This window comes from Sphingomonas morindae (assembly GCF_023822065.1).
GTDB lineage: Bacteria > Pseudomonadota > Alphaproteobacteria > Sphingomonadales > Sphingomonadaceae > Solisphingomonas > Solisphingomonas morindae.
In genome coordinates this window covers 1,793,374-1,817,151 of sequence record NZ_CP084930.1, presented here as the reverse complement: position 1 = coordinate 1,817,151, position 23,778 = coordinate 1,793,374, and the positions used below count along the sequence as shown (strand labels likewise).

Genomic DNA, 23,778 nt, shown 5'->3' with positions numbered 1-23,778 from the left:
GCGCCGCCTAACAGGCGCCGGGCCCGGGCCCGGGCCCGGCCCGCCGGCTTAAAGCGCTGCGCGACCGTGGCAAGCTTCGGCCGCCGCGTCGCCGGCAGGAGAATGATGGACGCGATCTTTCCCCCGCATGGCCGCGCGCCCGCCCGCTCCGCCCGGCTGATCGCCTGGCTGCTGCTCGGCTGCGCGGCGGCGGCGGCACTTTCGCTCGTCTCGGGCAAGGTCTGGCTGCCCTGGGCAGCGTGGACGGCCGATGATCCGCGCGCCATCATCCTCATCGAGCTGCGCGCGCCGCGCACCGTGCTGGCGCTGCTGATCGGCGCCGCGCTCGGCCTGTCGGGCGCGGTGATGCAGGGCTATCTGCGCAATCCGCTGGCCGATCCCGGCCTGTTCGGCGTCTCCTCGGGGGCGGCGCTGGGCGCGGTGCTCTCGCTCTTCTTCGGTTATTCGGCCCAGGCCTGGCTGCTGCCGGGCTTCGCGCTGGCGGGCGCGGGCGCCACCATGGCGCTGCTCGCGCTGCTCGCCGGCCGCTCCGGCAGCCTGATCCTCTTCACCCTCGCCGGCATGGTGCTGACCAACATCACCGGCTCGCTCACCGCGCTCGCGATCAGCCTCGCGCCGACGCCCTTCGTCGCCTCCGAGATCGTCACCTGGCTGATGGGCGCGCTTACCGACCGCAGCTGGAACGATGTCACGCTCGCCGCGCCGCTGATCGCGATCGGCGCCGCCTGCCTGGCCGCCACCGCGCCCGCGCTCGACGCGCTGACGCTGGGAGAGCCGGCGGCGCGCTCGCTGGGCGTCGATCCGCGCCGGCTCCAGGCGCTGGTGATCCTCGGCACGGCGCTGTGCGTCGGCGCGGCGGTGGCGACCGCCGGGGTGATCGGCTTTGTCGGCCTGATCGTGCCGCATTGTGTGCGCCCGTTCGCGGGCCACCGTCCCTCGGCGGTGCTCGCGCCGGCGGCGCTGGGCGGGGCGCTGCTGCTCACGCTCGCCGATAGCGCGGTGCGGCTCGCCCCCACCGTCGCCGAGGTCCGGCTGGGCATCGCCATGTCGATGCTCGGCGGCCCCTTCTTCCTGGCGCTGCTGATCGCCATGCGGCGGCGGCTGGCATGAGGGCGGAGGCGCTGACGCTGCGCCGGGGCGGCCGGCTGGTGCTGGAGGATATCGATCTCGCCTTCCCCGCCGGCCGGGTGACGGCGCTGCTCGGCCCCAATGGCGCGGGGAAGAGCAGTCTGCTCGGCTGTCTGGCGGGGCTGATCGCCCCCACCAGCGGCGCGGTGACGCTGGACGGCGCGCCGCTCGCCCGCCTGCCGCGGCGCGCGCGGGCGCGGCGCATCGGCCTGCTGCCTCAGGCGGCCGATCTCCACTGGGACATTGATGTCGAGACGCTGGTGGCGCTGGGCCGGCTGCCGCATCGCGGCCGTGGCGGGCTCGGCGCGGCCGATCGCGCCGCGATCGCCGCCGCGCTCGCCGCCTGCGATCTGCTGCCGCTGGCGGGGCGCGGCGTGCACCAGCTCTCGGGCGGCGAGCGCGGGCGCGCGCTGCTGGCGCGGGTGCTGGCGGGCGAGCCCGACTGGCTGCTGGCGGACGAGCCGCTCGCCAGCCTCGATCCCGCGCACCAGCTCGATGTGCTGGATCGGCTGCGCGCCGTCGCCGCCGGCGGCGCCGGGGTGATCCTGGTGCTGCACGATCTCCACCTCGCCGCGCGCGTCGCCGATCAGGTGGTGCTGCTGCGCGACGGCCGGCTGGTGGCGGCGGGCGACAGCGCCGCCACGCTGACCCCGGCGACGCTGGCCGAGACGTTCGGCATCCGCGTGGAGATCGGCCGCGCCGCCGATGGCGGTCGCTTCATCCTGCCGCTGGGGCGGCTGGCATGAACCGCAGCGCGCCCCGCTTTCCCTTCGCGCGCGCGAGCCGCTAGAGACGCGCCGTGCCCGATCATGTCGCGATCATCGGCGGCGGCTTCAGCGGAGCCCTGCTCGCCATCAACCTGCTCCGCCACGATGGCCCGCGCGCGACGCTGATCGAGCGCCGCGCCGAAACGGCACGCGGCGTGGCCTATTCCACCGTCCATCCCGAGCATGTGCTGAACGTGCGCGCGGCGGGGATGAGCGCGCTTCCCGACGAGCCCGATCATTTCCTCCGCTGGCTCGCCGCGCGCGGCCTGCACCCGCGCGAAGGCTTCGCCTCGCGCCGGGATTATGGCGCCTATCTCGACGATCTCCTCGCCGAAACCCAGCGCCACGCCGGCGATCGGCTGCGCGTGGTGCGCGACAGCGCGGTGGATGCCGCCTTCAGCGCCACCGCCGCCACCGTGCGGCTGGCGGGCGGCGGCGCGATCGCGGCGGATACGGTCGCGCTCGCCACCGGCAATCTGCCGCCGCTGCTGCCGCCGGGCCTCGACGTGGAGGGGCTGGATGCGGGCCGCTACATCGCCGATCCCTGGGGCCCGGCGCTGGCCGAAGGGCTGAAGCCGGGCGATTGCGTCGGCGTGCTCGGAACCGGCCTCACCATGGTGGATGTCGCGCTCGCGCTGGACGGGCTGGGCTTCGAGGGCCGCATCTTCGCCTTGTCGCGGCGCGGCCTCATCCCCCGGCCGCACGCCGCCGGCCCCCCCGGCGCCGCCGCCGCGCCGCGCTCGGAGCGGCCGACGCCCGAAGCGCGGGCGCTGCTGGCCGAGCTGCGCGCGCGCGCCGAGGCGATCGGCTGGCGCGCGGCGGTGGACGAGCTGCGCCCCTTCACCCAGGGGCTGTGGCGCGCCATGCCGCTCGCCGAGCGTCGCCGCTTCCTGCGCCACGCCCGCGCCTGGTGGGATGTCCATCGCCACCGGATCGCGCCGCACGTCGCCGAACGGCTCGCCGATCTCCAGGCACGCGGACGCCTCACCATCCTCGCCGGCACCCCCCTGTCGCTCACCCCCCGCCCCGATGGCATGGCGCTCAGCTATCGCCCGCGCGGCGAGACCGGGGTGGCGTCGCTCACGCTCGCCCGGCTCATCAACGGCACCGGCCCGCAGGGCAATCTCACCCGCACCGCCGAGCCGCTGCTCGCGGCGCTCCACGCGCGCGGGCTGTTGCGGCCCGATCCGCTGCGGATCGGCATCGATGTCGATCAGCAATCGCGCGCGATCGGGCGCGACGGCCGCGCGTCGGACCGGCTGCTGGTGCTCGGCCCGCCGACGCGCGGCGCCTTCTGGGAGATCGTGGCGGTGCCCGATATCCGGCGCCAGGCCTGGGCGGTGGCGCGGCGGCTGGCCAATGCCCAATGGGTGGGCGGCGAGGGACTTTAACGCCCGTCCCGCCTTTTACAGACTGGAAACGCACGAAACCAACCTCTATCAGGGTGGGGGTCGGCGCATTGGAGGGGGGCCGCGCGCCCTGGACCGATGAGGAGAGCTGATGGCCACCAGCCTGGCCGGGACGATCAAGAGCGGCGCCGATCTCGAGGCCTGCGCGCGCGAGCCCATCCATATTCCCGGCGCGATCCAGCCGCACGGCGCGCTGCTGGCGCTGGATCCGGCCACGCTGGCGGTGATGCAGGCCGCGTGCGGGCCGGGGCTCGGCCTGTTCGATGCGCAGGCGGCGATCGGCCGGCCCGTGGCCGAGATCCTGCCCGCGCCGCTGCGGCCGCTGCTCGCGCCGATCGGCGCTGTGACCACGCCGCAATATCTCGGCATGGCGCGGTTGCCCCATTCCGCGCGCGGGCTCCACGCCATCGCGCACCGCGCGGGCGATGCGCTGATCCTCGAGCTTGAGGAGGGGATCGAGGAGGAACCGACCGAGTTCTATCACATCTACCCCGCGCTCCAGGCCTTTCTCGGCGCGCTCGAGGCGGCCGGCACGATCGAGGAGCTAGGCACGCTCGCGGCGCGCGAGGTGCGGCGCATCACCGGCTTCGATCGCGTGCTGGTCTATCGCTTCGATCCCGAGTGGAACGGCACCGTCATCGCCGAAGACGGCAATGACCGCCTGCCCTCCTATCTCGGCCTGCGCTTCCCCGCGGGCGACATTCCCGCCCAGGCGCGCGAACTCTACCGGCTCAATCGTCTGCGGCTGATCGCCGATGCCGATTATGTGCCGGTGCCGATCCTGCCCGCGGGCCACCCGGCGACCGGCGCGCCGCTCGACCTGAGCCAGTCGGTGCTCCGCAGCGTCTCGCCCGTCCATCTGGAATATATGCGCAACATGGGCACGGGCGCGTCCATGTCGATCTCGCTGCTGCGCGACGGCGCGCTCTGGGGGCTGATCTCCTGCCACAATCGGGCGCCGCACCGCGTGCCCTATCATGTGCGCACGGCGTGCGACTTTCTCGGCCAGATCCTGTCGCTCCAGCTCGTCGCCAAGGAGCGCGGCGCGCTCGCCGAGCGGCGCATCGCCTTGCGCGCGGTCGAATCGCAGCTGCTCGCCCGCATGGCCGCCGAGGAGCAGTTCCTCGACGGGCTCGTCGCCGCGCCGGACGATCTTCTCGGCCTTACCCATGCGGCGGGCGCGGCCGTCGTCTCGGCGGGCCAGTGCCGCACGGTCGGCGTCACGCCGAGCGAGGATGCGATCGCGCGCATCACCGCCTGGCTCGATGCGCGGCCGGTGGAGGATCTGTTCGCGACCGAAAGCCTGGTCGGCGAGATGCCGGGCGCCGAGGCGCTGAAGGACAGCGCCTGCGGCCTCGTGGCCATCTCCATCTCGCAGCTTCATTCCAGCTATGTGCTGTGGTTCCGGCCCGAACTGGTGCGCACCGTGCGCTGGGGCGGATCGCCGCTCAAGCCCGGCGAGGTGCCCGAGGGCGCCCGCATCCACCCGCGCAAAAGCTTCGAGGCGTGGAAGGAAACGGTGCGCGAGCGTTCCGCTCCCTGGGACGAGGCCGAGCTTGACGCCGCCGCCCAGCTGCGCAGCGCCATCGTCGAGATCGTGCTGCGCCGCGCCGAGGAGCTGGCCCAGCTCAACGAGCAGCTGCTTCGATCGAACAAGGAGCTTGAGGCGTTCAGCTATTCGGTGTCGCACGATCTCCGCGCGCCGTTCCGCCACATTGTCGGCTATTCGCAGCTGCTGCGGCAGAACGAGGCCGACAAGATCTCCGAGCGGGGGCAGCGCTTCATCGATACGATCATCGAATCGGCGGTGTCGGCGGGCACGCTGGTCGACGATCTGCTGAGCTTCTCGCAAATGGGCCGCGCGACGCTCCACCCGCGCCGGATCGATATCGGGCAGCTCGTCGCCGAGGTGCGCGCCCAGCTCGCGCCCGACATGGCCGGCCGCGCGATCGAGTGGCGCGTCGGCGCGCTTCCCGCGATCGTGGCGGATCCGACCATGCTGCGGCTGGTGTTCCAGAACCTGCTCGACAATGCGATCAAGTTCACGCGCGGGCGGTCGCCGGCGGTGATCGAGATCGGCCACCGCGCCGGCGAGGGCGAGGCGATCTTCTTCGTGCGCGACAATGGCGCCGGCTTCGACATGGCCTATGTCAGCAAGCTCTTCGGCGTGTTCCAGCGGCTGCACCGCGCCGAGGAGTTCGAGGGCACCGGGATTGGCCTTGCCAATGTGAAGCGGATCGTCGAGCAGCGTCATGGCGGGCGCGTCTGGGCCGAGGGCGCGGTCGATCAGGGCGCCACCCTCTATTTCGCGCTACCCGTTGGAGCCAATGGATGAACGCACCCGAACTCAACCCGATCCTGCTCGTCGAGGATAGCCCGAAGGATGTCGAGCTGACGCTCGCGGCGCTGGAGCGCTGCCAGCTCGCCAATACGGTGGTGGTCGCGCGCGACGGCGCCGAGGCGCTCGACTATCTGCTTTGCAAGGGCCGGTACGAGGGCCGCAACAGCGGCGATCCGGTGGTGGTGCTGCTCGACCTCAAACTGCCCAAGGTGGACGGGCTCGAGGTGCTGGAGCAGATCAAGCAGGATGCCAAGCTGCGCCACACGCCGGTGGTGATGCTGACCTCCTCGCGCGAGGAGCGCGATCTCGTGCGCAGCTACCAGCTGGGCGTGAACGCCTTTGTCGTGAAGCCCGTCGGCTTCGAGGAATTCTTCAAGGCGATCCAGGATCTCGGCATGTTCTGGGCGGTGCTGAACGAACCGCCGCCGCGCGACGCGGACCAGCCCCGCGCATGAGCGCCGCCACGCCGGGCGCCACCGTCCACGTCCTCCATCTCGAGGACAGCAGCATCGATGCGGATCTGATCTGCGAATATCTGCGCCAGGCCGGCGCCGATTGCGCGGTGGAGCGGGTGTGGACGCGCGATGATTTCGTCGCCGCGCTGCACCGCGGCGGCTGGGATCTGATCCTGGCCGATCACCAGCTGCCGACCTTCGACGGCGAGGCGGCGCTGGAGATCGCCCGCGCGACCGCGCCCGAAATCCCCTTCATCTTCGTCTCGGGTACGCTCGGCGAGGATGTGGCGGTGGAGGCGCTGAAGCGCGGCGCCACCGATTATGTCGTCAAGCAGCGGCTGCATCGCCTGCCCGATGTCGTCAGCCGCGCGCTGGCCGAGGCCGCCGCGCGCGCGGAGCGGCGCCGCGCCGAGGCGGCGCTCAAGGTGAGCGAGGCGAATTTCGCGACGCTGGTGGACGCCATGCCGCAGCTCTGCTTCATGAGCGACACGCACGGCCGCGTCACCTGGTGCAACCGGCGCTGGTGCGACTATACCGGGCTTTCGCCCGATCATACGCGCGGCCAGGGCTGGCGCGCGGCGGTGGATCCGGCCGCGCTCGACGAGATCGACACGCGCTGGGCGCTGTCGCTGGCCGATGGCAGCCCCTTCGAGATGACGGTGCCGCTGCTCGATCGCGACGGCCAGCCCCGCCCCTTTCTCTGCCTCGCGGTGGCGGTGCGGGACGATCGCGACGCGGTGGTCCGCTGGCTCGGCACCTATACCGATGTGTCCGCGCAGCGCGCCGCCGAGGCCGAGCTGAAGCGGCTCAACGAAACGCTGGAAGCGCGCGTCGTCGCCGCCGTCTCGGAGCGCGAGGCGATGTTCGCCCAGCTTTCCGAAATGCAGAAGATGGAGACGATCGGCCAGCTGACCGGCGGCGTCGCGCATGACTTCAACAATCTCCTGACCCCGATCGTCGGCAATCTCGACATGCTGCGGCGGCGGCTGGACGGCGATGATCGCGCGCTCCGCCTGATCGCCGGCGCGATGCAGGGCGCCGAGCGCGCCAAGACGCTGGTGCAGCGGCTGCTCGCCTTCGCGCGGCGCCAGGTGCTGGAGCCGCGCGCGGTGGACGTGCACGATCTCGTCTCGGGCATGACCGAGCTGATCGGCCGCACCATAGGCCCGCAGATCGCGATCGCGGTCGAGGCGGATGGCGATCTGCCGCCGGCGCGGGTCGATCCCGGCCAGCTCGAACTCGCTCTGCTCAACCTCGCGGTCAATGCGCGCGATGCCATGCCCGGCGGCGGCGCGCTGCGCTTCGCCATCGATCGCCAGCAGGTCGGGCCGGATCATCCGCACAGCCTGCGCCACGGCGACTATGTGCGGCTCGCCGTCACCGACACCGGCACCGGGATGGACCCGGCGACGCTGAAGCGCGCGATCGAGCCCTTCTACTCCACCAAGGGCGTGGGCAAGGGCACCGGGCTCGGCCTGTCGATGGTGCATGGCCTCGCCGCGCAATCGGGCGGGGCGCTGCTGCTCCACAGCGCGCCCGGCCAGGGCACCCGCGCCGAAATCTGGCTGCCGATCGCCGAAGGCCATGCCGAGCAGCTCGGCGCCGCCGGGCCGGGCGAGGTGCCGCGCACGCGCCGCGCCACCATCCTGCTGGTCGACGACGAGGATCTGGTCCGCGCCGGCACCGCCGAGATGCTCGCCGATCTCGGCCATCATGTGATCGAGGCGCATTCGGCGGCGCAGGCGCTGGAACTTGTGCGCGGAGGCGAGGCGCCCGATCTGGTCATCACCGATTATCTGATGCCCGGCATGAACGGCGCCGATCTCGCCGCCGAGCTGCGCCGCCTCCACCCGACCCTGCCGATCATGCTCGCCACCGGCTATGCCAATCTCGCGGGCAATCAGATGGCGAGCCTGCCGCTGCTACCCAAGCCGTTCCGCCAGGCCGAGCTGGCGGCGCGGCTGGTGCAGCTGCTGGAACCCCGGCCGCGCGCCGCCGCTACCCGGGTTCGATTAAGGTCTATAGAGTAGCTCCGGTCAGTCTCCGACACATACCGGTGTGGCGGCGACTCGGCGGGGGGCGATCATGGCGGACGAAGACGAGCGCGGCTGGCGGCCGCATGGCGGCGGCGCCATGGGCGCGGTGCTGCGCGCGCACCGCTGGGCGGAGACGCCGCTCGGCCCGCTGGCCGATTGGTCGCCCTTGCAGCGCGCCGTCACCCAAAGCCTGCTCCTCTCCCCCGTCGCCAGCGTCGCGCTCTGGGGGCCGCGCGGGATCGCCGTCTATAATCAGGGCTATGCCGATGTGTGCGGGCCGCGCCACCCGGCCGCCCTGGGGCGCTCGGTGCTCGAAAGCTGGCCCGAGGCGGAGCCGTTCAACCGCCATGTGCTGGACAGCGTGCTCGCCGGCGAGACGCTCAGCTATCGCGAACAGCCGCTCATCCTCTACCGGCATGGCGAGGCCGAGCAGGTCTGGATGGACCTGTCCTATTCGCCGCTGCTCGACGAGAGTGGCCGGGCCGCGGGCGTGCTGGCGCTGGTGGTGGACAGCACCCAGCGCGTGCTCACCGCCGATCGCATCCGCGAGCGCGAGCAGCGCCAGGCCTTTCTGCTGGAGCTCAGCGACCGGCTGCGCGAGCGCGGGCTCAACGGGCGGGAGATGCTCGCCACCGCCACCGCCGCCGTCGCCCAGCGGCTGGACGTGGCCTGTGTCGGCTATGCCGAACTCGAGCCCGAACTGGGCCAGGCGCGGATCCTGCACGCCCATGTCGCGCGCGGGCCGCTGGCGAGCCTGCCGGGCGATCGCGTCGCGCTCGACGATCTGCTCGATCCCACGCGCCGCGCGGCGCTCGATCTCGGCCGCATCGTGCGGATCGAGGACGCCGCCGCCGACACCGCCGCGATGGCCTGCCGCCTGCCGCTCGCCTCACTCGGCGTGCGCGCGCTGCTGGCGGCGCCGATCTGCCGCGACGGGCGGACCACCGCCATGCTCTTCATCGGCCATGATCGGCCGCGCCCATGGCGCACCGCCGATGCCGATCTGGCGCTGGAAGTCGCCGATCGCACCTGGGCCGCCTATGAACGCGCCCGCGCCGAAACGCGCCAGCAGCGCAGCGAGCAGGCGCTGAAGCGCCGCGAGGAGCAGCTGCGCCTCGCCATCGCCGCCGCCGATATCGGCCTGTGGGACGTGGACCGCGTGTCCGACACCTTGTTCTGGGACGCGCGCGTCCGCGCCATGTTCGGCGTGGAGCCGGAGGCGCCGGTCACGCTCGACACCTTCTACGCGGGCCTGCATCCCGAGGATCGCGAGGCGACCACCCTCGCCTTCGCCGCCGCCTTCGATCCGGCGCGGCGCGCCGTCTATGATGTCGAATATCGCACGGTCGATCCGCGCGACGGGCGCATCCGCTGGGTCGCCGCCAAGGGGCGCGGCCTGTTCGACGCCGAGGGGCGCTGCGTGCGCGTGCTGGGCACCACCATCGACATCACCGCCCGCAAGGCGACCGAGGCCCGGCTGCGCGAGCTCAACGCCACGCTCGAGCGCCGGGTCGCCGAGCGCACCGCCGAGCGCGACCGGGTCTGGCGCAACTCGCGCGATCTGCTGGTGGTGATCGGCGCCGACGGCATTTTCCGCGCGGTCAATCCCGCCTGGACGGCGCTGCTCGGCCATGCGCCGGAAGAGGTGATCGGCCGCAGCTTCCTCGCCTTCCTCGCCGAGGAAGATGCCGAGCGCACCATCGCCGGCCTCGCCCGGGCGGTGGCGGATCATGATCTCACCGCCTTCGAGAACCGCTTCCGCCACAAGCAGGGCGGGCTGCGCTGGATCTCGTGGCACACCTCGCGCGAGGGCGATCTCGTCTATGCCTATGGCCGCGACATCACCGAGGAAAAGGCGCGCGAAGCGGCGCTGCGCGATGCCGAGGAGGCACTGCGCCAGAGCCAGAAGATGGAGGCGATCGGCCAGCTGACCGGCGGCGTGGCGCATGATTTCAACAATCTCCTCACCCCGATCTTGGGCAGCCTGGACATGCTGTCGCGGCGCGGGCTGGACGATGCGCGGATGCAGCGGCTGATCGACGGGGCGCTGCAATCGGCCGAGCGCGCGAGCACGCTGGTGCATCGCCTGCTCGCCTTCGCACGCCGCCAGCCGCTCCAGCCCCAGCCGGTGGATCTGTCGGCGCTGGTGGCGGGCATGGCCGAGCTGATCACGCGCACCTCCGGCCCGCAGATCCGCATCACCGTGGATGCGCCCGCCGGCCTGCCGCGCGCCCATGCCGATGCCAATCAGCTGGAGATGGCGCTGCTCAACCTCGCCGTGAACGCGCGAGACGCCATGCCCGAGGGCGGCGCGCTGGGCATCGAGGTGCGCGTCGCCACCGATCGCCCCGCCGAACTCGCGCCCGGCCGCTACATCCTGCTGGCGCTGACCGATACCGGCATCGGCATGGACGCCGAAACCCTCGCCCGCGCGGTCGAGCCCTTCTTTTCCACCAAGGGCCTCGGACGCGGCACCGGGCTGGGCCTGTCGATGGTGCATGGCCTGGCCCGCCAGCTTGGCGGCACGCTGCGGCTGGCCAGCACGCCGGGCGTGGGCACGCGCGCCGAATTGTGGCTGCCGGTGGACGAGCGCGCGCCGCGGCTGGCCGAGCCCCATGCCGGGAATGGCGCGGCGACCGAGCAGGCCGGCCTTGCGCTGCTGGTGGATGACGAGGCGATCGTCCGCGCGACCACGGCGGAAATGCTGATCGATCTGGGCTATCGCGTGGTCGAGGCGGACTCGGCCGAACGCGCGCTGGCGCTGCTGGACAAGGGGCTGGATCCCGATCTGCTGGTGAGCGATCATCTCATGCCCGGCATGAGCGGGAGCGAATTGGCGCGCGCCGCCCGCGGCCCGCGCCCGACGCTGCCGGTGCTGATCATCTCGGGCTATGCCGATCTCGAAAAGCTTGCGCCCGATCTCCCCCATCTCGCCAAGCCGTTCCGGCGCGACGAGCTGGCGCGGGCGCTGCTGCTGACGCTGGCCGGAACAGCGACGCCGCCAACCTGTTGATAACCGATCCAACTAGGATCGGAGACGCTATGGCCAAGCCGCCACCCGCCGGACCTTCGTCCGATATCGAAGGCGTGAACCGCGATGCGCGCGTGGGCGTGCCCAACCGCGATAGCGCCGGCCCCAACGCCGAGGACAAGCAGGCCGCCGAGGCCGACTCCAAGGCGCGCCCCTCGCAGACCGAAGAAAAGCCGGGCGGCGCCTGACGGCGGCCGCCTTAGCAGGAGTTGCATGTCATGACCGAAGAGACGCTTGCCACGATCGAGAGCGACCAGAGCGCGCACGGCTCGCGCACGGGCCTGTTCGTCGCCGCCGCCGCCGGCCTGGTCGCCGGCCTGGCGGCCAATTTCGCCCGCAAGGCGGTGGTGCAATCGCCCACGCTGCTCGCCGGCGACTGGGACGATGCGCTGGCCAATGAGCATCGCATGACGCTCGCCTTGTTCGACAAGATCGAGGCGACCAACGAGACCGAGCCGACCAAGCGCGGCTTTCTGCTGATGCAGCTCAAGCACGCATTGGCCAAGCACGCGATGCAGGAGGAAAATGCCGTCTATGCCGCGCTGCGCGATCATCAGGACAGCGATCAGGCCGATCATCTCAACCATGATCACGGCTATGTGAAACAATATCTCTACGATCTCGACCAGACGCCGCGCAGCAATCCGCACTGGATCGCCAAGGTGCAGGAGTTCCGCGCCCTGATCGAGAAGCATGTGCGCGAGGAGGAGGAAGAGATCTTCCCGCGGCTCAAGCGCACCTTGTCGCACGAGCAGAATCGCGTGCTCACCACTGCGATGAACAAGGAAGGCCTCAAGATCGCGTGAGGCGCGCGGGGGCGCGGCCCTGGGCCCGCCCCATCCGCCCGCGCGCCGCCCGCGCCGGGCATGAAAAAAGGGGCGACGGATTGCTCCGCCGCCCCTTTTTCGCGGATCGGTCGATCAGCGCGGCGTGCCGCCGCTGCTCGATCCGGTCATGCCGCCGGTGGAGCTGCCGCCCACATCGCCGCTGGTGCTGCCGCCCATGCCACCGCTGGTGCTGCCACTCATGCCGCCGCTGGAGCTCATCGAGCCCGAGCTGGAGCCCGAACCGCCGCGCCGGCTATGGCCGTGACGACCGCCGCTGCTCGAGCCGCTGCCGCTGCTCATGCCGCTACTGCCGGTGGTGCCGCTCGACATGCCGCCGCTGCTCGACATGCTGCCGCTGCTGCCGGTATCGGGCGTGGACATGCCGCCGCCGCTGCTGCCGGTGCCGAGCGTGCCCGTGGTGCCGCTGGAGGGCGTCGCCGCGCCGCTGGCGCCCATCGAGCCACCCGCCGCGCCGGTCTGCGCGACAAGCGCCGCCGGGGCGAAGGCGATCGCCGCCGCCGCAATCATTCCAAAATGACGCATCATTCTCTCCTATGATCGTTTTGGGCAAACGCCCCGATCGACCGCACCGGCGCAAGGGATAAACTTCGTTAGACTTTCGCGCCGCCAGTGTTGGTCGTGTAGAGAGAACGTCCTGGTACGCGGTTCTATCCCTCGGCGCGGCGATCCGGGCATTGCGCACGGTGGAGCAGCTTGGCATCGGCCAAGACCAGCGCCACCATCGCCTCCACCACCGGCACCGCGCGGATGCCGACACAGGGATCGTGCCGGCCCTTGGTGCGGATCTCGCTGGCCTCGCCGGCGCGGGTGATGGTGGGCACCGGGGTCAGGATCGACGAGGTCGGCTTGAGCGCGCACCGCACCACCACCGGCTGGCCGGTGGCGATGCCGCCCGCAATGCCGCCCGCGTGATTGGCGAGAAAGACGGGCCCGTCCGCGCCGGGTCGCATCGGATCGGCGTTGGTCTCGCCGGTCAGCCGCGCCGCCGCGAAGCCGTCGCCGATCTCCACGCCCTTGACCGCGTTGATCGACATGAGCCCGGCGGCGAGTTCGCTGTCGAGCTTGGCGTAGAGCGGCGCGCCCCAGCCGGCGGGCACGCCCTCGGCCACGCATTCCACGATCGCGCCCACCGATGATCCGGCCTTGCGCGCGCCATCGACGATCGCTTCCCAGCGCGCCGCCGCCGCCGGATCGGGGCAGAAAAAGGGATTGGCCGCGATCGCGGCCGCGTCGAAGGCGGCACGGTCGATCGGATCGCCGCCGAGTTCGACGAGATAGGCGCTCAGCCGCACCTCGGGAATGACCGCGCGCGCCACCGCGCCGGCGGCGACCCGCGCCGCCGTCTCCCGCGCCGAGGATCGGCCGCCCCCGCGATAATCGCGAAAGCCATATTTGGCGTCATAGGCATAATCGGCATGGCCGGGGCGATAGGCCGTCGCCACCTCCGAATAATCCTTGGAGCGCTGGTCCACATTCTCGATCATCAGGCTGATCGGGGTGCCCGTGGTGCGGCCCTCGAACACGCCGGAGAGGATGCGCACCTGGTCCGGCTCCTGGCGCTGGGTGGTGAAGCGCGAAGTACCGGGACGGCGCTTGTCCAGCCAAGGCTGGATCATCGCTTCGGACAGCGCCAGCCCCGGGGGGCAGCCATCCACCACCGCGCCGAGCGCGGGGCCGTGGCTCTCGCCCCAGCTGGTGAAGCGGAACACCCGCCCGAAGCTGTTGTAGCTCATGGAGGCCCCGGCTCAGGCGAGCGCGATGTCGGGCGCGTCCTCGGCCTTCATGCCGATAACGTTGTAGCCGGAATCGACATGGTGGATCTCGCCCGTGACGCCGGACGAAAGATCGGACAACATATAGAGGCCGGCGCCGCCGACATCCTCGATCGTCACCGTCCGCCGCAGCGGCGCGTTAAGCTCGTTCCACTTGAGGATATAGTTGAAATCGCCGATGCCGCGCGCCGCCAGCGTCTGGATCGGGCCGGCGGAGATGGCGTTGACGCGGATATTCTCGGGCCCGAGATCGACCGCGAGATATTTGACGCTCGTCTCCAGCGCCGCCTTGGCCACGCCCATCACGTTATAGTGCGGGATGACCTTTTCCGCGCCGTAATAGGTGAGCGTCAGGATCGCGCCGCCCTTGGGCATCAGCGCCCGCGCCCGCTGCGCCACGGCCACCAGGCTATAAGCCGAGATGTTCATGGTCATCAGGAAGTTGTCGAGCGTGGTATCGTAGAAACGGCCGCGCAGCTGGCTCTTGTCGGAAAAGCCGATCGCGTGGACCACGAAATCGATCGTCGGCCAGCGCGCCGCCAGCGTCGCGAAGGCGGTATCCAGCGCCGCCATGTCGGCCACGTCGCACTCGATCAGGAAATCCGAGCCGAGCTGCTCCGCCAGCGGCCGCACGCGCTTGCCCAGCGCTTCGCCCTGGAAACTGAAAGCGAGTTCGGCCCCCTGCGCATGCAGCGCCTTGGCGATGCCCCAGGCAAGCGACTTGTCGTTCGCAAGCCCCATGATGAGCCCGCGCTTGCCCTCCATCAGTCCCATGCAAACCTCATTGCGCTTCGTGTCTGGCCGCGTCCTTTACGCTTGGTTCACCCGGTTTTGCCAGCGCCGCGTTGAGATGCGCCCCGGTAACCAGGCCGAGCCCCACCAGCCAGAAGAAGAAAAGCGCGACGATCACGCCGGCGAGGCTGCCATAGGTGAGATCATAGCTGAACCGTGCCAGCACCAGCGGCAGAGCCGCCGTCACGCCCAGCCACCAAAGCGCGGTGAGCAGCGCGCCGGGCCATTTGGGCGCCTTGGAATAGCGGAAGCGGCTTGGCGTGAGCGCGAGGAACAGCACGTAGAGCGCGCCGAACAGCACCAGCCCCGGCAGCAGCCGCGACAGGCCGATCCAGCCCACCACCTCCTGCGCCACCGGGAAGAAGCGATCCACCACCTGCTCGGCGGCGGTGAGCGCGACCTGCAGCGCGAAGGCGAGGAACATCATCGCCACCGAGCCGACGATGATCGCCACCGACCAGAGCCGATATTCCCAGAAGGGCGCGTTGAAGCGCGTGCCATAGGCGCGGCGGAGAATGTCGCGAATCGTTTCGATAAAGCTCCCCACCGTCCACAGCCCGACCAGCGCGCCCAGCCACAGCAGCGGCCCGGTGCGCGCCGCCAGCACGGTTTCCACCACCGGCCGGATCAGATCCTCCACGCTGCGCGGCAGGAAGCGCAGCACGCTCTCAATGGCGACATGGCCGTCGCCCGAGCGGCCGAACAGCTGGGCGAGCGCGGTGACGATGATGAAGAAGGGAAAGAGCGAGATGATCGAGAGATAGGCGATGTTGCCGGCATGGATGAAGCCATCGGAATAGACGCCCACCCCCACCTGCCGGACCAGCGCGAGCCAGCCCGACCGGCCGCGGCGGCGCGCCGCCACGGGATCAGACACCCAGATCCGCCCTCGGCGAGCGCGGCGCATCGGTCCATCCGGCGAGGAACTGCTCGAGCGCGGCATCCTGGCCGGGCAGCTCGATCATCAGCGTCACCAGCTGGTCGCCCCGGCCGCCGCCGCTGCGGTGAAAGCCCTTGCCGCCGAGCCGCAGCGTGCGGCCCGAGGACGAACCCTTGGGGATCGTCACCATCACCGCGCCGTCCACCGTCGGCACCTTCACCTTGCCGCCCAGCATCGCCTCTTTGAGCGTGATGGGCAGATCGAGCCGCACATCATCGCCCTCGCGCGTGAAGAAGCGGTGCGGCTGGATCTCGATCGTGACGATCGCATCGCCCGGCCCGGTCGGCCCCGGCTCGCCCTGGCCGCCGAGCCGGCGTTGCGTGCCGCTTTCCACACCCGGGGGCAGCTTCAGCTCGATCGTCTTGCCATTGCCGAGCGTCACGCGCTGCGGCTTGAGCGCCGCGGCATCCTCGAAGGGCACTTGCAGCCGATAGGCGACATCGGCGCCCTTGGCCTGGGGCTTGGTGCCGCGCCGGCCGAAGCCGCCAAAGGGCCCGCCCCCGCCGCCGCCAGCCGCGCCGCCGCTGAAGAGATTGTCGAATATATCCCCGAAATCCGCGCCATCCTGGCCGAAGCCGCCCGCCCCGCCCGGCCCCGGGCCGGCCCGGAAGCCGCGCGCGCCGAACGGGCCGGCGCCGCCGCCAAAGGGGCTTGCCCCCCCGCCGCCAAAGCCGAACGGCGCGCGCGCATTGCCGTCCGCATCGATCTCGCCGCGATCGAAGCGGGCGCGCTTGTCCTTGTCGGAGAGCAGGTCATAGGCGGCCGTCACGGCGGAGAAACGCTCCGCCGCCTTGGGATTATCCGCGTTGCGATCGGGATGCAGCTCCTTTGCGAGCGTCCGATACGCCTTCTTGATCGTCGCCTCGTCGGCGCCACGGGCCACGCCCAGGATTTGGTAGGGATCCGCCATAGCCGTCTGTGTAGCGTCCATCGTGCCGCAACCAACTGTTGCTATTATGCCACAAGCCCAATGTGGGATGGGTGGGCGCGCGCGCAAGCCCCCGGCTGCCGCTATGGGCTTCCGCTTCGCGCGTGGCAGTCGTATCACGCCGCCATGACCGAGGATCCCCACGCCCTGTTCGAGCACTGGTTCGCCGAAGCCAAGGCGAGCGAGATCAACGATTACAACGCGATGACCCTGGCCACCGTCGATGCGGACGGCCAGCCTTCGGCGCGGCAGGTGCTGCTCAAGGGCCATGACGCGCGGGGCTTCGTCTTCTACACCAATCGCGGCAGCCGCAAGGCGGCGGCGCTGGCCGCCCACCCGCGCGCCGCGCTGCTGTTCCACTGGAAGTCGCTGCGCCGCCAGATCCGCATCGAAGGCGCGGTGAGCCCCGTCTCGGACGCCGAATCGGACGCCTATTTCGCCAGCCGCTCGCGCCCGTCGCAGCTCGGCGCCTGGGCGTCGGACCAGTCGCGCCCGCTTTCCGACCGGGCCGTGTTCGAGGCGCGCTACGCGGAGATGGAGGCGCGCTTCGCCGATCAGGACGTGCCGCGGCCGCCGCATTGGGGCGGCTATCGTGTCGCGCCCGGGCAGATCGAATTCTGGCGCGATCGCGAACATCGCCTGCACGAGCGCCGGCTTTTCACGCGCGCGGGCGAAGGCTGGCGCGAGGGCCTGCTCTACCCGTGAACGCGGAGGCCGGCGCCCATCTGCCGCGCCGCGCGGCGATCGCCAGCTCCTCGCTGGCGCTGGCGCTGCTGGCGCTCAAGGGCTGGGGCGTGGTGGCGAGCGGATCGGTGGCGATGCTCGGCTCGCTCGCCGATACCGCGCTCGATCTGCTCGCCTCGCTCGTCACCCTGTGGGGCGTGCATATCGCCGGCCAGCGCGCCGATGACGATCACCGCTTCGGCCATGGCAAGGCCGAATCGCTCGCCGCGCTGTTCCAGGTGGCGCTGATCCTCGTCTCGGCGGTGGCCATCGCGATCCGCGCGGCGGCGGCGCTGCGCGGCGGCGCGGCGGCGGTGGCGGCCGAGACGGGGATGATCGTGTCGCTGGTGGCCGCGCTGGCGACGCTGGTGCTGCTCGCCTATCAGCGCCGCGTCATCGCGCGCACGCGATCGGTGGCGATCCAGGCCGATCATGTCCATTACCAGTCCGATCTGCTGCTGAACGGCGCGGTGATCGTCGCGCTGGGGCTGGAGGCGTGGCTCGGCTGGCGCGGCGCCGACGCGGTGTTCGCGCTGCTGATCGCGGGCTGGCTGGGCTGGGGCGCGCTCGGCACCGGGCGGCGCGCGGTGGACGATCTCATGGATCGCGAATGGCCGGCCGAGAAGCGCCGGGCCTTTCTGGGCGTGGCCGGCACCATCCCCGCGCTGGCGGGGATGCACGATCTGCGTACCCGCACCAGCGGCGCGCGCGATTTCGCGCAATTCCACATGACCTTCCCGCCCGATACCACGATCGCCTCGGCGCATCGGGTGATCGCCGAGGTGGAGGCGCAGCTGGTCTCCGCCTTTCCGGGGCTGGAGGTGATCATCCACGCGCACCCGGCCGGCCATGTCGATCCGGAGCGCGACCTGCCGAGCGCCATCGCGGAACGGAGCGAATTATGACTCTGCCCTTCTTCCAGGTCGATGCCTTTGCCGACCGCCCCTTCACCGGCAATCCGGCGGCGGTGATGCTGCTGGAGGACTGGCCCGACGATGCCGTGCTTCAGGCCGTGGCCAGCGAGAATAATCTTTCGGAAACGGCCTTTCTCGTGCCGCTCGCAACCGGCGGCGAGGCCGATTACGCGCTGCGCTGGTTCACCCCCACCACCGAGGTGGTGCTGTGCGGCCATGCGACGCTGGCCAGCGGCCATATCGTGCTCAGCCGCGATCCCGGCCGCGATACGGTGCATTTCGCCACCCGCCATGCCGGGCCGCTCTCGGTACGCCGCGCCGATGGCGGCTATGAGCTGATGCTGCCCAGCTGGCGGCCGGTGCCCAGGCCGCTGCCCGATCTCGTCGCCGCGCTCGGCATCGCGCCGCCGCGCGAAACCCTGTGGCACGACCAGGGCTATGCGGTGGCGGTGCTGGACGACGAGGCGGCGGTGCGCGCCGTGGCGCCCGATTTCCGCGCGCTCGCGCGGGCGGGCGATCTGCTCGTCATCGTCACCGCGCCGGGCGAGACCGCCGAGGTCGTCAGCCGCGCCTTCGCCCCGGGCGCCGGCATCGACGAGGATCCCGTCACCGGCTCGGCGCACGGCGTGATCACGCCCTATTGGGCGGAGCGGCTCGGCCGCGACAGCTTCACCGCCTATCAGGCCTCGGCGCGCGGCGGCCATATCGGCTGCCGGCTGGATGGCGCGCGGGTCGCGCTGCGCGGCGCCTGCGTCACCGTGATCGAGGGCCAGTTCCGGCTCTGAGCGGCGCCGCTACCCCGCCGCCGCCAGGAAGCGCGCGGACCACGGATTGAGATCGGGCGGCAGCGCGTCGGGCGGGAAGGCGCGCGCCTCCTCCACCTCCAGGCTGGGGCGGAAGCGAAACTGCGCGTCGACGACGCGGACATAATCGATCTTGGCGGGCACGCCGCCAAGCCGCTCGTCGAGCGTGCCGAGCCACTGCGCGCCGCCATGCGCGAACACGCCCGCCTCCTCGCGCAGCTCGCGCAGCGCCGCCGCCACCGGCGCCTCGCGCGCGCGGCGGCCGCCGCCGGGCAGGCACCAGCCCGGCGTATAGGTCTGACGGACGAGGATGAGCGCGCCGTCGGGCGTGTAGGCGAGCGCCACCACGCCGCGCACCGTGGTGCCGCGCCAGCGCCACCAGAGCCGCCGCAGCCGATCGGCCGCCCGCATCATCGGGCGCACCAGCGTCAGGCGGCGCATCGAGCCGGGTTCAGGCGGGTTCGGCCTGGCGCGCGGGGATCGTCTCCTCGATCCAGCCGCCGCCGAGCACGCGATCCCCCGCATAGAGCACCGCCGCCTGGCCGGGCGACACGCCATATTCGGGCGCCTCGAAGCAGAGGCGGTCGCCGGCCAGCGTCGCCGGCACGGGCTTGGCGGTGGAGCGCACCTTTGCGAGCAGCGGGCCATCGAGCGGGCCGAGCCGGTTGATATCGGACAGGCGCGCGCCCGCCACCGCCAGCGCGCGGCGCGGGCCGACCACCACGCGCTGCGTGTCGGGCTCGACGCGCACGACATAGAGCGGCTCGGGCGCGCCGCCGATCTCCAGCCCGCGCCGCTGGCCGACGGTGAAGCCGACAATGCCGCGATGCCGGCCCAGCGTCCGGCCCGCGAGATCGACGATCTCGCCCGGCTGGTCCGCCTCGGGCCGCATCCGCCGCACCAGCCCGGCATAATCGCCATCGGGCACGAAGCAGATATCCTGGCTGTCGGGCTTGGCCGCGACGCCCAGCTCGAGCGCGGCGGCGATCGCGCGCACGTCGGGCTTGGCCATGCCGCCCAGCGGAAAGCGCAGGAACTCCAGCTGCGCCTGCGTGGTGGCGAACAGGAAATAGCTCTGGTCGCGGGCCGGATCGATCGCGCGGTGCAGCGCCGCGCCCTCCGGCCCGGGCACGCGGCGGACATAATGGCCGGTGGCGAGGCAATCCGCGCCGAGATCGCGCGCCAGCCGCAGCAGATCGGTGAATTTGACGCCCTGGTTGCAGCGCACGCACGGAATGGGGGTGCGCCCGGCGACATAATCGTCGGCGAAGCGATCCATCACGCTTTCTCGAAAGGCGCTTTCATAATCGAAGACATAATGCGCGATGCCGAGCCGCTCGGCGACCTGGCGCGCGTCGCGGATGTCGCGGCCGGCGCAGCAGCTGCCCGCGCGGCCGACCGCGGCGCCATGATCGTAGAGCTGCAGCGTCACGCCGATCGTCTCGGCGCCGCTGCGCGCGGCGAGCGCGGCAACCACGGAGGAATCGACGCCACCCGACATGGCGACGACGATGCGGCGCCCGGCGGCGCCGCCTTCCAGCTGGAAATCGGAGTCGAACATCGCCGCGCCTGTACCCGATCGTCGGACCGGCCGCAAAAGGGGCCGGAATTTTACGGTCCCTTAGGCTTGTTCCGCCACACGGTAGCGGAACGCAACGGGGACTATCCACATGGGGGAACGCCGGCGGTTCGCGGTCGCGACACGGCCGTCGGACACCCACGCCATTCTGATCGCCAGCGCGGCGGTGCGCCAGGCGGGCACGCCGACGGCGCGCATCGCCGGCCGCATCGACGAGCCGAGCCGCAGCCAGGAGCCCGTCCGGGCGCTGGTGGCCGCGCTGCTGCGGGCGGATCAGGCGGCGGCGCGGATGGGCCTTGGCGGCAGCTTCCATCCGCGTGTCGCCACCGGGGCGGGGCGGCGGGTGTCAACCTTCATGAAGGCGGGCTTTACCGTGGGACTTTAGCGTTCTTTCAGGCCCGATATTCTAAAAGGCCGCGACGATGGGGGAGCATCGTTAGGTCGCTAAGACCCAGTTCGAGGTGTAGATGATCGAGAATCAGAAGATCCGCCCCGCTCAGGTAATCGGACCGCTCGGCGAGCCGCTGACGATCGAGAACCTGCCGCCGGCGAACACGCACCGGTGGGTGGTTCGGCGCAAGGCCGAGGTGGTGGCGGCCGTGAACGGGGGCCTGCTGACCGTGGACGAGGCGTGCCAGCGCTACGGCCTCAGCCTCGAGGAGTTCGTGGGGTGGCAGCGGGCGGTGGATCGTGCCGGGCTCAAGGGCCTGCGCGTCACCCGTCTCCAGAAATATCGCGCCGAATATGATCGGCCGCAAAGTTTCTGACGCATAACGGGACGAAAGATCGGCCGTTCGCGCAAAAACGCGGGCGGCCGATTTCGATTCGCAGCCGATAGGAACCCAAGGCGCTTTCCGTTCGTATCTGCCGCGCACCCCACGCGAGAACAAAGGGTCGCGGAAGACTAGGAGGACGCTATGGGTATCATCGTCTGGCTCATTGTGGGCGGCATTGTCGGCTGGCTCGCAAGCATCATCATGCGCACGGATGCCCAGCAGGGCATTATTCTCAACGTTGTCGTCGGTATCGTCGGCGCTTTCATCGGCGGCCTGATCTTCGGCCGCGGCAATATCAACGACGCCGGCCTGACGCTGGGCACCTTCCTGGTGTCGCTGCTCGGCGCCGTGATCCTGCTGGCGATCGTCAATCTGGTGCGTCGCGGCACGGTTCGCTAAACCGCTTCGTCCAGAAAAAAGGCCGCGACGCACCCGCGTCGCGGCCTTTTTATTGTGCGCGGCCGCCGGCGCCGGGTCAGTTCAGCTCGAACACCACCGACAAGGTCACGGCGAGCTTGGATTCGCCCGGCGCAATCGGCGTGTTGGCCTTTTCGGCGCGCGCCATGGCGAGCATCGGCACCGGGCGGACCGGGGATCCGCCGCCCTGCTCCTCGATCGCGACGATCCGCCCCACTTTGAGCCCGGCGGCGCGCGCATAGAGATCCGCCCGCGCCCGCGCCTTGGCGAGCGCGCTGGTGCGCGCCGCGTCGAGCGCGCCCTCGGGGTCGGCGAGCGTGAAGTCGGGCCCGTCGATCTGGTTGATCCCGGCGGCCACCAGCGTGTCGATCACGCTGCCCACCTTGTCCACCTGGCGGAACAGGATGCTCAGGCTGTTGCTGGCCTGATAGCCGGTCACCACCGGCGCCTGGCCGTCGGCATAGCGATATTGCGGCTGGACCGAGAGGCTGGCGGTGCGGATGTCGCGCTCGGCGATGCCGGCGCCGCGCAGCGCCTGGATGGCGGCGCTCATCCGCCGGGCATTGTCGGCGACCGCGCGCGCCGCCGTCGGCGCCTGGGTGACGACCGCCGCCGACACCGTCGCCTGATCGGGCACGCGCATCACCTCGCCGGTCGCGCTCACGTCCAGCCGCGTGCCCGCGATCGGCGTGCTGCTGATCTCCGCCGCCGCCGCCGGGGCCCCGGCCAGTGCGGTGCAAACCCCCAGCAGGACGATCGATTTCAAGGATTTCATGTGCTACTCCCTCGTCGCAGGCCAGCCCCGCTCTATCGCTTGTGCCGGAGCATCGGCTACCCAGGCTGAACATGCCCGGCCGGCTTGCCGGCTGTGATATAGTCAGCTAATACACCGTCGCGTCGCCAAGGGATTTTGGCGCAAGGAGAGCAGGGGATGAACGCGGAACAGGGCATGTTGGCCGGGGATGCCGCTGCCGAGGATATTCCGGAATCGGTCAAGCGGGCGCGCCGGCGCACCGTGCTGATCGTCGCGGCGGTGCTGATCGTGCTCGTCGCCGCGCTCTCCTTCGCCTTCCGCAAGAAGCCGGACAAGCCGGTTGTCGCCGCCGCGCCGCCGGTGACGGTGATCGTGCCGGGCCGCACCCTGGTGGCCAATATGATCACCGCCACCGGCACGCTCGCGGCCAAGCGCGACATGCCCGTCGGCGTCGCCGGCGAGGGCGGCATGGTGAGCCGGGTGCTGGTGGATGCCGGTGACTGGGTGCGCGCGGGCCAGGTGCTCGCGGTGGTCGATCCCGCCGTGCAGGCCGCCCAGGCCAGCCAGATGCGCGCGCAGATCCTCTCCGCTGAAGCCCAGGCCAAGCTGGCCCAGGCCCAGCTGGAACGCGCCCAGGCACTGGTGGCGCGCGGCTTCATCAGCAAGGCCGATATCGATCAGCGCATCGCCACCCGCGACGCCGCCCGCGCCACGGTGCAGGTGGCCGAGGCGCAATATCGTGAGATGACCGCCCGGCTCGGCCGGCTGGATATCCGCGCGCCCACCAACGGGCTCGTGCTGGCGCGCAGCGTTGAGCCGGGCCAGGTGGTGAGCTCGGGCTCCTCGGCGCTGTTCCGGGTGGCGATGGACGGCGTGTTCGAGCTGCGCGCGCGGCTCGCCGAGCAGCAGCTTTCGCACATCCATCTCGGCATGCCCGTCACCGTGACGCCGATCGGAACGACCGCCACCTTCACCGGCCATGTCTGGCAGCTGGCGCCGACGATCGATCCCACCACACGCCAGGGCGAGGCGCGCGTGCAGCTGGCCTATGCGCCGGCGCTGCGGCCGGGCGGCTTCGCCACGGCGAGCTTCGCGGCGGATCGCCGCCAGGCGCCGCTGCTGCCCGAATCGGCGGTGCTCACCGATCCGCGCGGCGGCAACTACGTGTTCGTCGTCAACAGCGACAATCAGGTCGAGCGGCGCGAGGTGAAGGTGGGCGACGTGTCCGACGCGGGCATCGCCGTGCTCGACGGGCTGACCGGCGACGAGCGCGTGGTTTTCTCGGCCGGCGCCTTCCTCAATCCCGGCGACAAGATCACTCCCGAACTCAAAAAGGACCGCTGAGGCGGCACCGGGGCACCAGCC

At 71.1% G+C, this 23,778-nt stretch carries 24 protein-coding genes; 16 read left to right on the top strand and 8 right to left on the bottom strand.

Annotated elements, in window-relative coordinates:
- Positions 1–102 precede the first annotated feature (102 nt).
- The 9 genes from LHA26_RS08790 (at position 103) to LHA26_RS08750 (ending at position 11,973) form a co-directional block, all read left to right on the top strand.
- Positions 103–1,110 (top strand): FecCD family ABC transporter permease, encoded by a 1,008-nt coding sequence (locus tag LHA26_RS08790; protein WP_252165254.1) that lies wholly within the window; start codon positions 103–105, stop codon positions 1,108–1,110.
- Complete coding sequence (locus tag LHA26_RS08785; protein WP_252165253.1) at positions 1,107–1,874, top strand: ABC transporter ATP-binding protein; 768 nt, start codon at positions 1,107–1,109, stop codon at positions 1,872–1,874. Before LHA26_RS08790 ends, LHA26_RS08785 begins: the two co-directional genes overlap by 4 nt.
- Before the next feature lie 53 nt (positions 1,875–1,927).
- Positions 1,928–3,286 carry an FAD/NAD(P)-binding protein gene (locus LHA26_RS08780; protein WP_252165252.1) on the top strand — a complete coding sequence of 453 codons (1,359 nt, stop codon included), beginning with the start codon at positions 1,928–1,930 and terminating at the stop codon, positions 3,284–3,286.
- 109 nt (positions 3,287–3,395) lie between these two features.
- Positions 3,396–5,639 carry an ATP-binding protein gene (locus tag LHA26_RS08775; RefSeq protein ID WP_252165251.1) on the top strand — a complete coding sequence of 748 codons (2,244 nt, stop codon included), beginning with the start codon at positions 3,396–3,398 and terminating at the stop codon, positions 5,637–5,639.
- A complete protein-coding gene (locus LHA26_RS08770) occupies positions 5,636–6,100 on the top strand; it encodes a response regulator (protein WP_252165250.1) in 465 nt (154 codons plus the stop codon). Before LHA26_RS08775 ends, LHA26_RS08770 begins: the two co-directional genes overlap by 4 nt.
- Complete coding sequence (locus tag LHA26_RS08765) at positions 6,097–8,130, top strand: PAS domain-containing hybrid sensor histidine kinase/response regulator (RefSeq protein WP_252165249.1); 2,034 nt, start codon at positions 6,097–6,099, stop codon at positions 8,128–8,130. The genes LHA26_RS08770 and LHA26_RS08765 overlap by 4 nt, the downstream gene beginning before the upstream one ends.
- A gap of 55 nt (positions 8,131–8,185) precedes the next feature.
- Complete coding sequence (locus LHA26_RS08760; RefSeq protein ID WP_252165248.1) at positions 8,186–11,149, top strand: PAS domain S-box protein; 2,964 nt, start codon at positions 8,186–8,188, stop codon at positions 11,147–11,149.
- A gap of 29 nt (positions 11,150–11,178) precedes the next feature.
- A complete protein-coding gene (locus LHA26_RS08755; protein WP_252165247.1) occupies positions 11,179–11,355 on the top strand; it encodes a hypothetical protein in 177 nt (58 codons plus the stop codon).
- 30 nt (positions 11,356–11,385) lie between these two features.
- The gene (locus LHA26_RS08750; protein ID WP_252165246.1) at positions 11,386–11,973 is read left to right on the top strand and encodes a hemerythrin domain-containing protein; all 588 of its coding nucleotides are present in this window, start codon (positions 11,386–11,388) and stop codon (positions 11,971–11,973) included.
- A gap of 114 nt (positions 11,974–12,087) precedes the next feature.
- Here LHA26_RS08750 and LHA26_RS08745 read toward each other — a convergent pair whose 3' ends face one another.
- From LHA26_RS08745 to LHA26_RS08725, 5 genes are all read right to left on the bottom strand, one after another.
- Positions 12,088–12,540, bottom strand: coding sequence for a hypothetical protein (locus LHA26_RS08745; protein ID WP_252165245.1), 453 nt, complete (start codon positions 12,538–12,540; stop codon positions 12,088–12,090).
- Positions 12,541–12,662: 122 nt separating this feature from the next.
- Positions 12,663–13,748 carry a chorismate synthase gene (aroC, locus tag LHA26_RS08740; protein ID WP_252165244.1) on the bottom strand — a complete coding sequence of 362 codons (1,086 nt, stop codon included), beginning with the start codon at positions 13,746–13,748 and terminating at the stop codon, positions 12,663–12,665.
- Between the two features lie 12 nt (positions 13,749–13,760).
- A complete protein-coding gene (gene fabI / locus LHA26_RS08735; RefSeq protein WP_302898072.1) occupies positions 13,761–14,552 on the bottom strand; it encodes an enoyl-ACP reductase FabI in 792 nt (263 codons plus the stop codon).
- A gap of 16 nt (positions 14,553–14,568) precedes the next feature.
- Positions 14,569–15,522: a YihY/virulence factor BrkB family protein gene (locus LHA26_RS08730; RefSeq protein ID WP_437441195.1), complete on the bottom strand. Its 954-nt coding sequence runs from the start codon at positions 15,520–15,522 to the stop codon at positions 14,569–14,571.
- Entirely contained in the window at positions 15,449–16,429 is a 981-nt protein-coding gene (locus LHA26_RS08725; RefSeq protein WP_252165241.1) for a DnaJ C-terminal domain-containing protein, read from the bottom strand. Before LHA26_RS08725 ends, LHA26_RS08730 begins: the two co-directional genes overlap by 74 nt.
- A 144-nt stretch (positions 16,430–16,573) precedes the next feature.
- Between LHA26_RS08725 and pdxH the strand changes: the two genes are divergently transcribed.
- Genes pdxH through LHA26_RS08710 form a run of 3 tightly spaced genes read left to right on the top strand, consistent with a single transcriptional unit; the run spans position 16,574 to position 18,869 of the window.
- Positions 16,574–17,152: a pyridoxamine 5'-phosphate oxidase gene (pdxH, locus tag LHA26_RS08720; protein ID WP_252165240.1), complete on the top strand. Its 579-nt coding sequence runs from the start codon at positions 16,574–16,576 to the stop codon at positions 17,150–17,152.
- Positions 17,149–18,075, top strand: coding sequence for a cation diffusion facilitator family transporter (locus LHA26_RS08715; RefSeq protein WP_252165239.1), 927 nt, complete (start codon positions 17,149–17,151; stop codon positions 18,073–18,075). Before pdxH ends, LHA26_RS08715 begins: the two co-directional genes overlap by 4 nt.
- A complete protein-coding gene (locus tag LHA26_RS08710) occupies positions 18,072–18,869 on the top strand; it encodes a PhzF family phenazine biosynthesis protein (protein ID WP_252165238.1) in 798 nt (265 codons plus the stop codon). Before LHA26_RS08715 ends, LHA26_RS08710 begins: the two co-directional genes overlap by 4 nt.
- Before the next feature lie 9 nt (positions 18,870–18,878).
- Here LHA26_RS08710 and LHA26_RS08705 read toward each other — a convergent pair whose 3' ends face one another.
- Together LHA26_RS08705 and mnmA are read right to left on the bottom strand one after the other, a co-directional pair.
- Entirely contained in the window at positions 18,879–19,328 is a 450-nt protein-coding gene (locus LHA26_RS08705; RefSeq protein ID WP_252165237.1) for an NUDIX domain-containing protein, read from the bottom strand.
- Between the two features lie 10 nt (positions 19,329–19,338).
- Positions 19,339–20,448 (bottom strand): tRNA 2-thiouridine(34) synthase MnmA, encoded by a 1,110-nt coding sequence (gene mnmA, locus LHA26_RS08700; protein ID WP_252165236.1) that lies wholly within the window; start codon positions 20,446–20,448, stop codon positions 19,339–19,341.
- Between the two features lie 109 nt (positions 20,449–20,557).
- Here mnmA and LHA26_RS08695 point away from each other — a divergent pair, with 109 nt between their 5' ends.
- The 3 genes from LHA26_RS08695 to LHA26_RS08685 all read left to right on the top strand — a co-directional run bounded on the left by LHA26_RS08695 (position 20,558) and on the right by LHA26_RS08685 (position 21,641).
- Positions 20,558–20,851: a hypothetical protein gene (locus LHA26_RS08695; RefSeq protein ID WP_252165235.1), complete on the top strand. Its 294-nt coding sequence runs from the start codon at positions 20,558–20,560 to the stop codon at positions 20,849–20,851.
- Between the two features lie 82 nt (positions 20,852–20,933).
- Positions 20,934–21,233 carry a CtrA inhibitor SciP gene (sciP, locus tag LHA26_RS08690; protein ID WP_252165234.1) on the top strand — a complete coding sequence of 100 codons (300 nt, stop codon included), beginning with the start codon at positions 20,934–20,936 and terminating at the stop codon, positions 21,231–21,233.
- 150 nt (positions 21,234–21,383) lie between these two features.
- Entirely contained in the window at positions 21,384–21,641 is a 258-nt protein-coding gene (locus tag LHA26_RS08685; RefSeq protein ID WP_252165233.1) for a GlsB/YeaQ/YmgE family stress response membrane protein, read from the top strand.
- 76 nt (positions 21,642–21,717) lie between these two features.
- On the opposite strand, the gene LHA26_RS08680 is transcribed toward LHA26_RS08685, so the two are convergent.
- Positions 21,718–22,434: an SIMPL domain-containing protein gene (locus tag LHA26_RS08680; RefSeq protein ID WP_252165232.1), complete on the bottom strand. Its 717-nt coding sequence runs from the start codon at positions 22,432–22,434 to the stop codon at positions 21,718–21,720.
- A gap of 156 nt (positions 22,435–22,590) precedes the next feature.
- Between LHA26_RS08680 and LHA26_RS08675 the strand changes: the two genes are divergently transcribed.
- Positions 22,591–23,757 (top strand): efflux RND transporter periplasmic adaptor subunit, encoded by a 1,167-nt coding sequence (locus LHA26_RS08675; RefSeq protein ID WP_252165231.1) that lies wholly within the window; start codon positions 22,591–22,593, stop codon positions 23,755–23,757.
- Positions 23,758–23,778: the final 21 nt, after the last annotated feature.

Excerpts from the sequence above, each read along its gene's own strand:
- LHA26_RS08750 (WP_252165246.1), top strand. The coding sequence starts at position 11,386 with ATGACCGAAGAGACGCTTGCCACGATCGAGAGCGACCAGAGCGCGCAC.
- fabI (WP_302898072.1), bottom strand. The coding sequence starts at position 14,552 with ATGGAGGGCAAGCGCGGGCTCATCATGGGGCTTGCGAACGACAAGTCG.
- LHA26_RS08745 (WP_252165245.1), bottom strand. The coding sequence starts at position 12,540 with ATGATGCGTCATTTTGGAATGATTGCGGCGGCGGCGATCGCCTTCGCC.
- LHA26_RS08685 (WP_252165233.1), top strand. The coding sequence starts at position 21,384 with ATGGGTATCATCGTCTGGCTCATTGTGGGCGGCATTGTCGGCTGGCTC.
- LHA26_RS08705 (WP_252165237.1), bottom strand. The coding sequence starts at position 19,328 with ATGCGCCGCCTGACGCTGGTGCGCCCGATGATGCGGGCGGCCGATCGG.
- LHA26_RS08730 (WP_437441195.1), bottom strand. The coding sequence starts at position 15,522 with ATGCCGCGCTCGAGCAGTTCCTCGCCGGATGGACCGATGCGCCGCGCT.
- LHA26_RS08755 (WP_252165247.1), top strand. The coding sequence starts at position 11,179 with ATGGCCAAGCCGCCACCCGCCGGACCTTCGTCCGATATCGAAGGCGTG.
- LHA26_RS08775 (WP_252165251.1), top strand. The coding sequence starts at position 3,396 with ATGGCCACCAGCCTGGCCGGGACGATCAAGAGCGGCGCCGATCTCGAG.
- LHA26_RS08695 (WP_252165235.1), top strand. The coding sequence starts at position 20,558 with ATGGGGGAACGCCGGCGGTTCGCGGTCGCGACACGGCCGTCGGACACC.
- sciP (WP_252165234.1), top strand. The coding sequence starts at position 20,934 with ATGATCGAGAATCAGAAGATCCGCCCCGCTCAGGTAATCGGACCGCTC.
- LHA26_RS08785 (WP_252165253.1), top strand. The coding sequence starts at position 1,107 with ATGAGGGCGGAGGCGCTGACGCTGCGCCGGGGCGGCCGGCTGGTGCTG.
- LHA26_RS08770 (WP_252165250.1), top strand. The coding sequence starts at position 5,636 with ATGAACGCACCCGAACTCAACCCGATCCTGCTCGTCGAGGATAGCCCG.
- pdxH (WP_252165240.1), top strand. The coding sequence starts at position 16,574 with ATGACCGAGGATCCCCACGCCCTGTTCGAGCACTGGTTCGCCGAAGCC.
- LHA26_RS08760 (WP_252165248.1), top strand. The coding sequence starts at position 8,186 with ATGGCGGACGAAGACGAGCGCGGCTGGCGGCCGCATGGCGGCGGCGCC.
- mnmA (WP_252165236.1), bottom strand. The coding sequence starts at position 20,448 with ATGTTCGACTCCGATTTCCAGCTGGAAGGCGGCGCCGCCGGGCGCCGC.
- LHA26_RS08765 (WP_252165249.1), top strand. The coding sequence starts at position 6,097 with ATGAGCGCCGCCACGCCGGGCGCCACCGTCCACGTCCTCCATCTCGAG.
- aroC (WP_252165244.1), bottom strand. The coding sequence starts at position 13,748 with ATGAGCTACAACAGCTTCGGGCGGGTGTTCCGCTTCACCAGCTGGGGC.
- LHA26_RS08675 (WP_252165231.1), top strand. The coding sequence starts at position 22,591 with ATGAACGCGGAACAGGGCATGTTGGCCGGGGATGCCGCTGCCGAGGAT.
- LHA26_RS08725 (WP_252165241.1), bottom strand. The coding sequence starts at position 16,429 with ATGGCGGATCCCTACCAAATCCTGGGCGTGGCCCGTGGCGCCGACGAG.
- LHA26_RS08680 (WP_252165232.1), bottom strand. The coding sequence starts at position 22,434 with ATGAAATCCTTGAAATCGATCGTCCTGCTGGGGGTTTGCACCGCACTG.
- LHA26_RS08790 (WP_252165254.1), top strand. The coding sequence starts at position 103 with ATGATGGACGCGATCTTTCCCCCGCATGGCCGCGCGCCCGCCCGCTCC.
- LHA26_RS08710 (WP_252165238.1), top strand. The coding sequence starts at position 18,072 with ATGACTCTGCCCTTCTTCCAGGTCGATGCCTTTGCCGACCGCCCCTTC.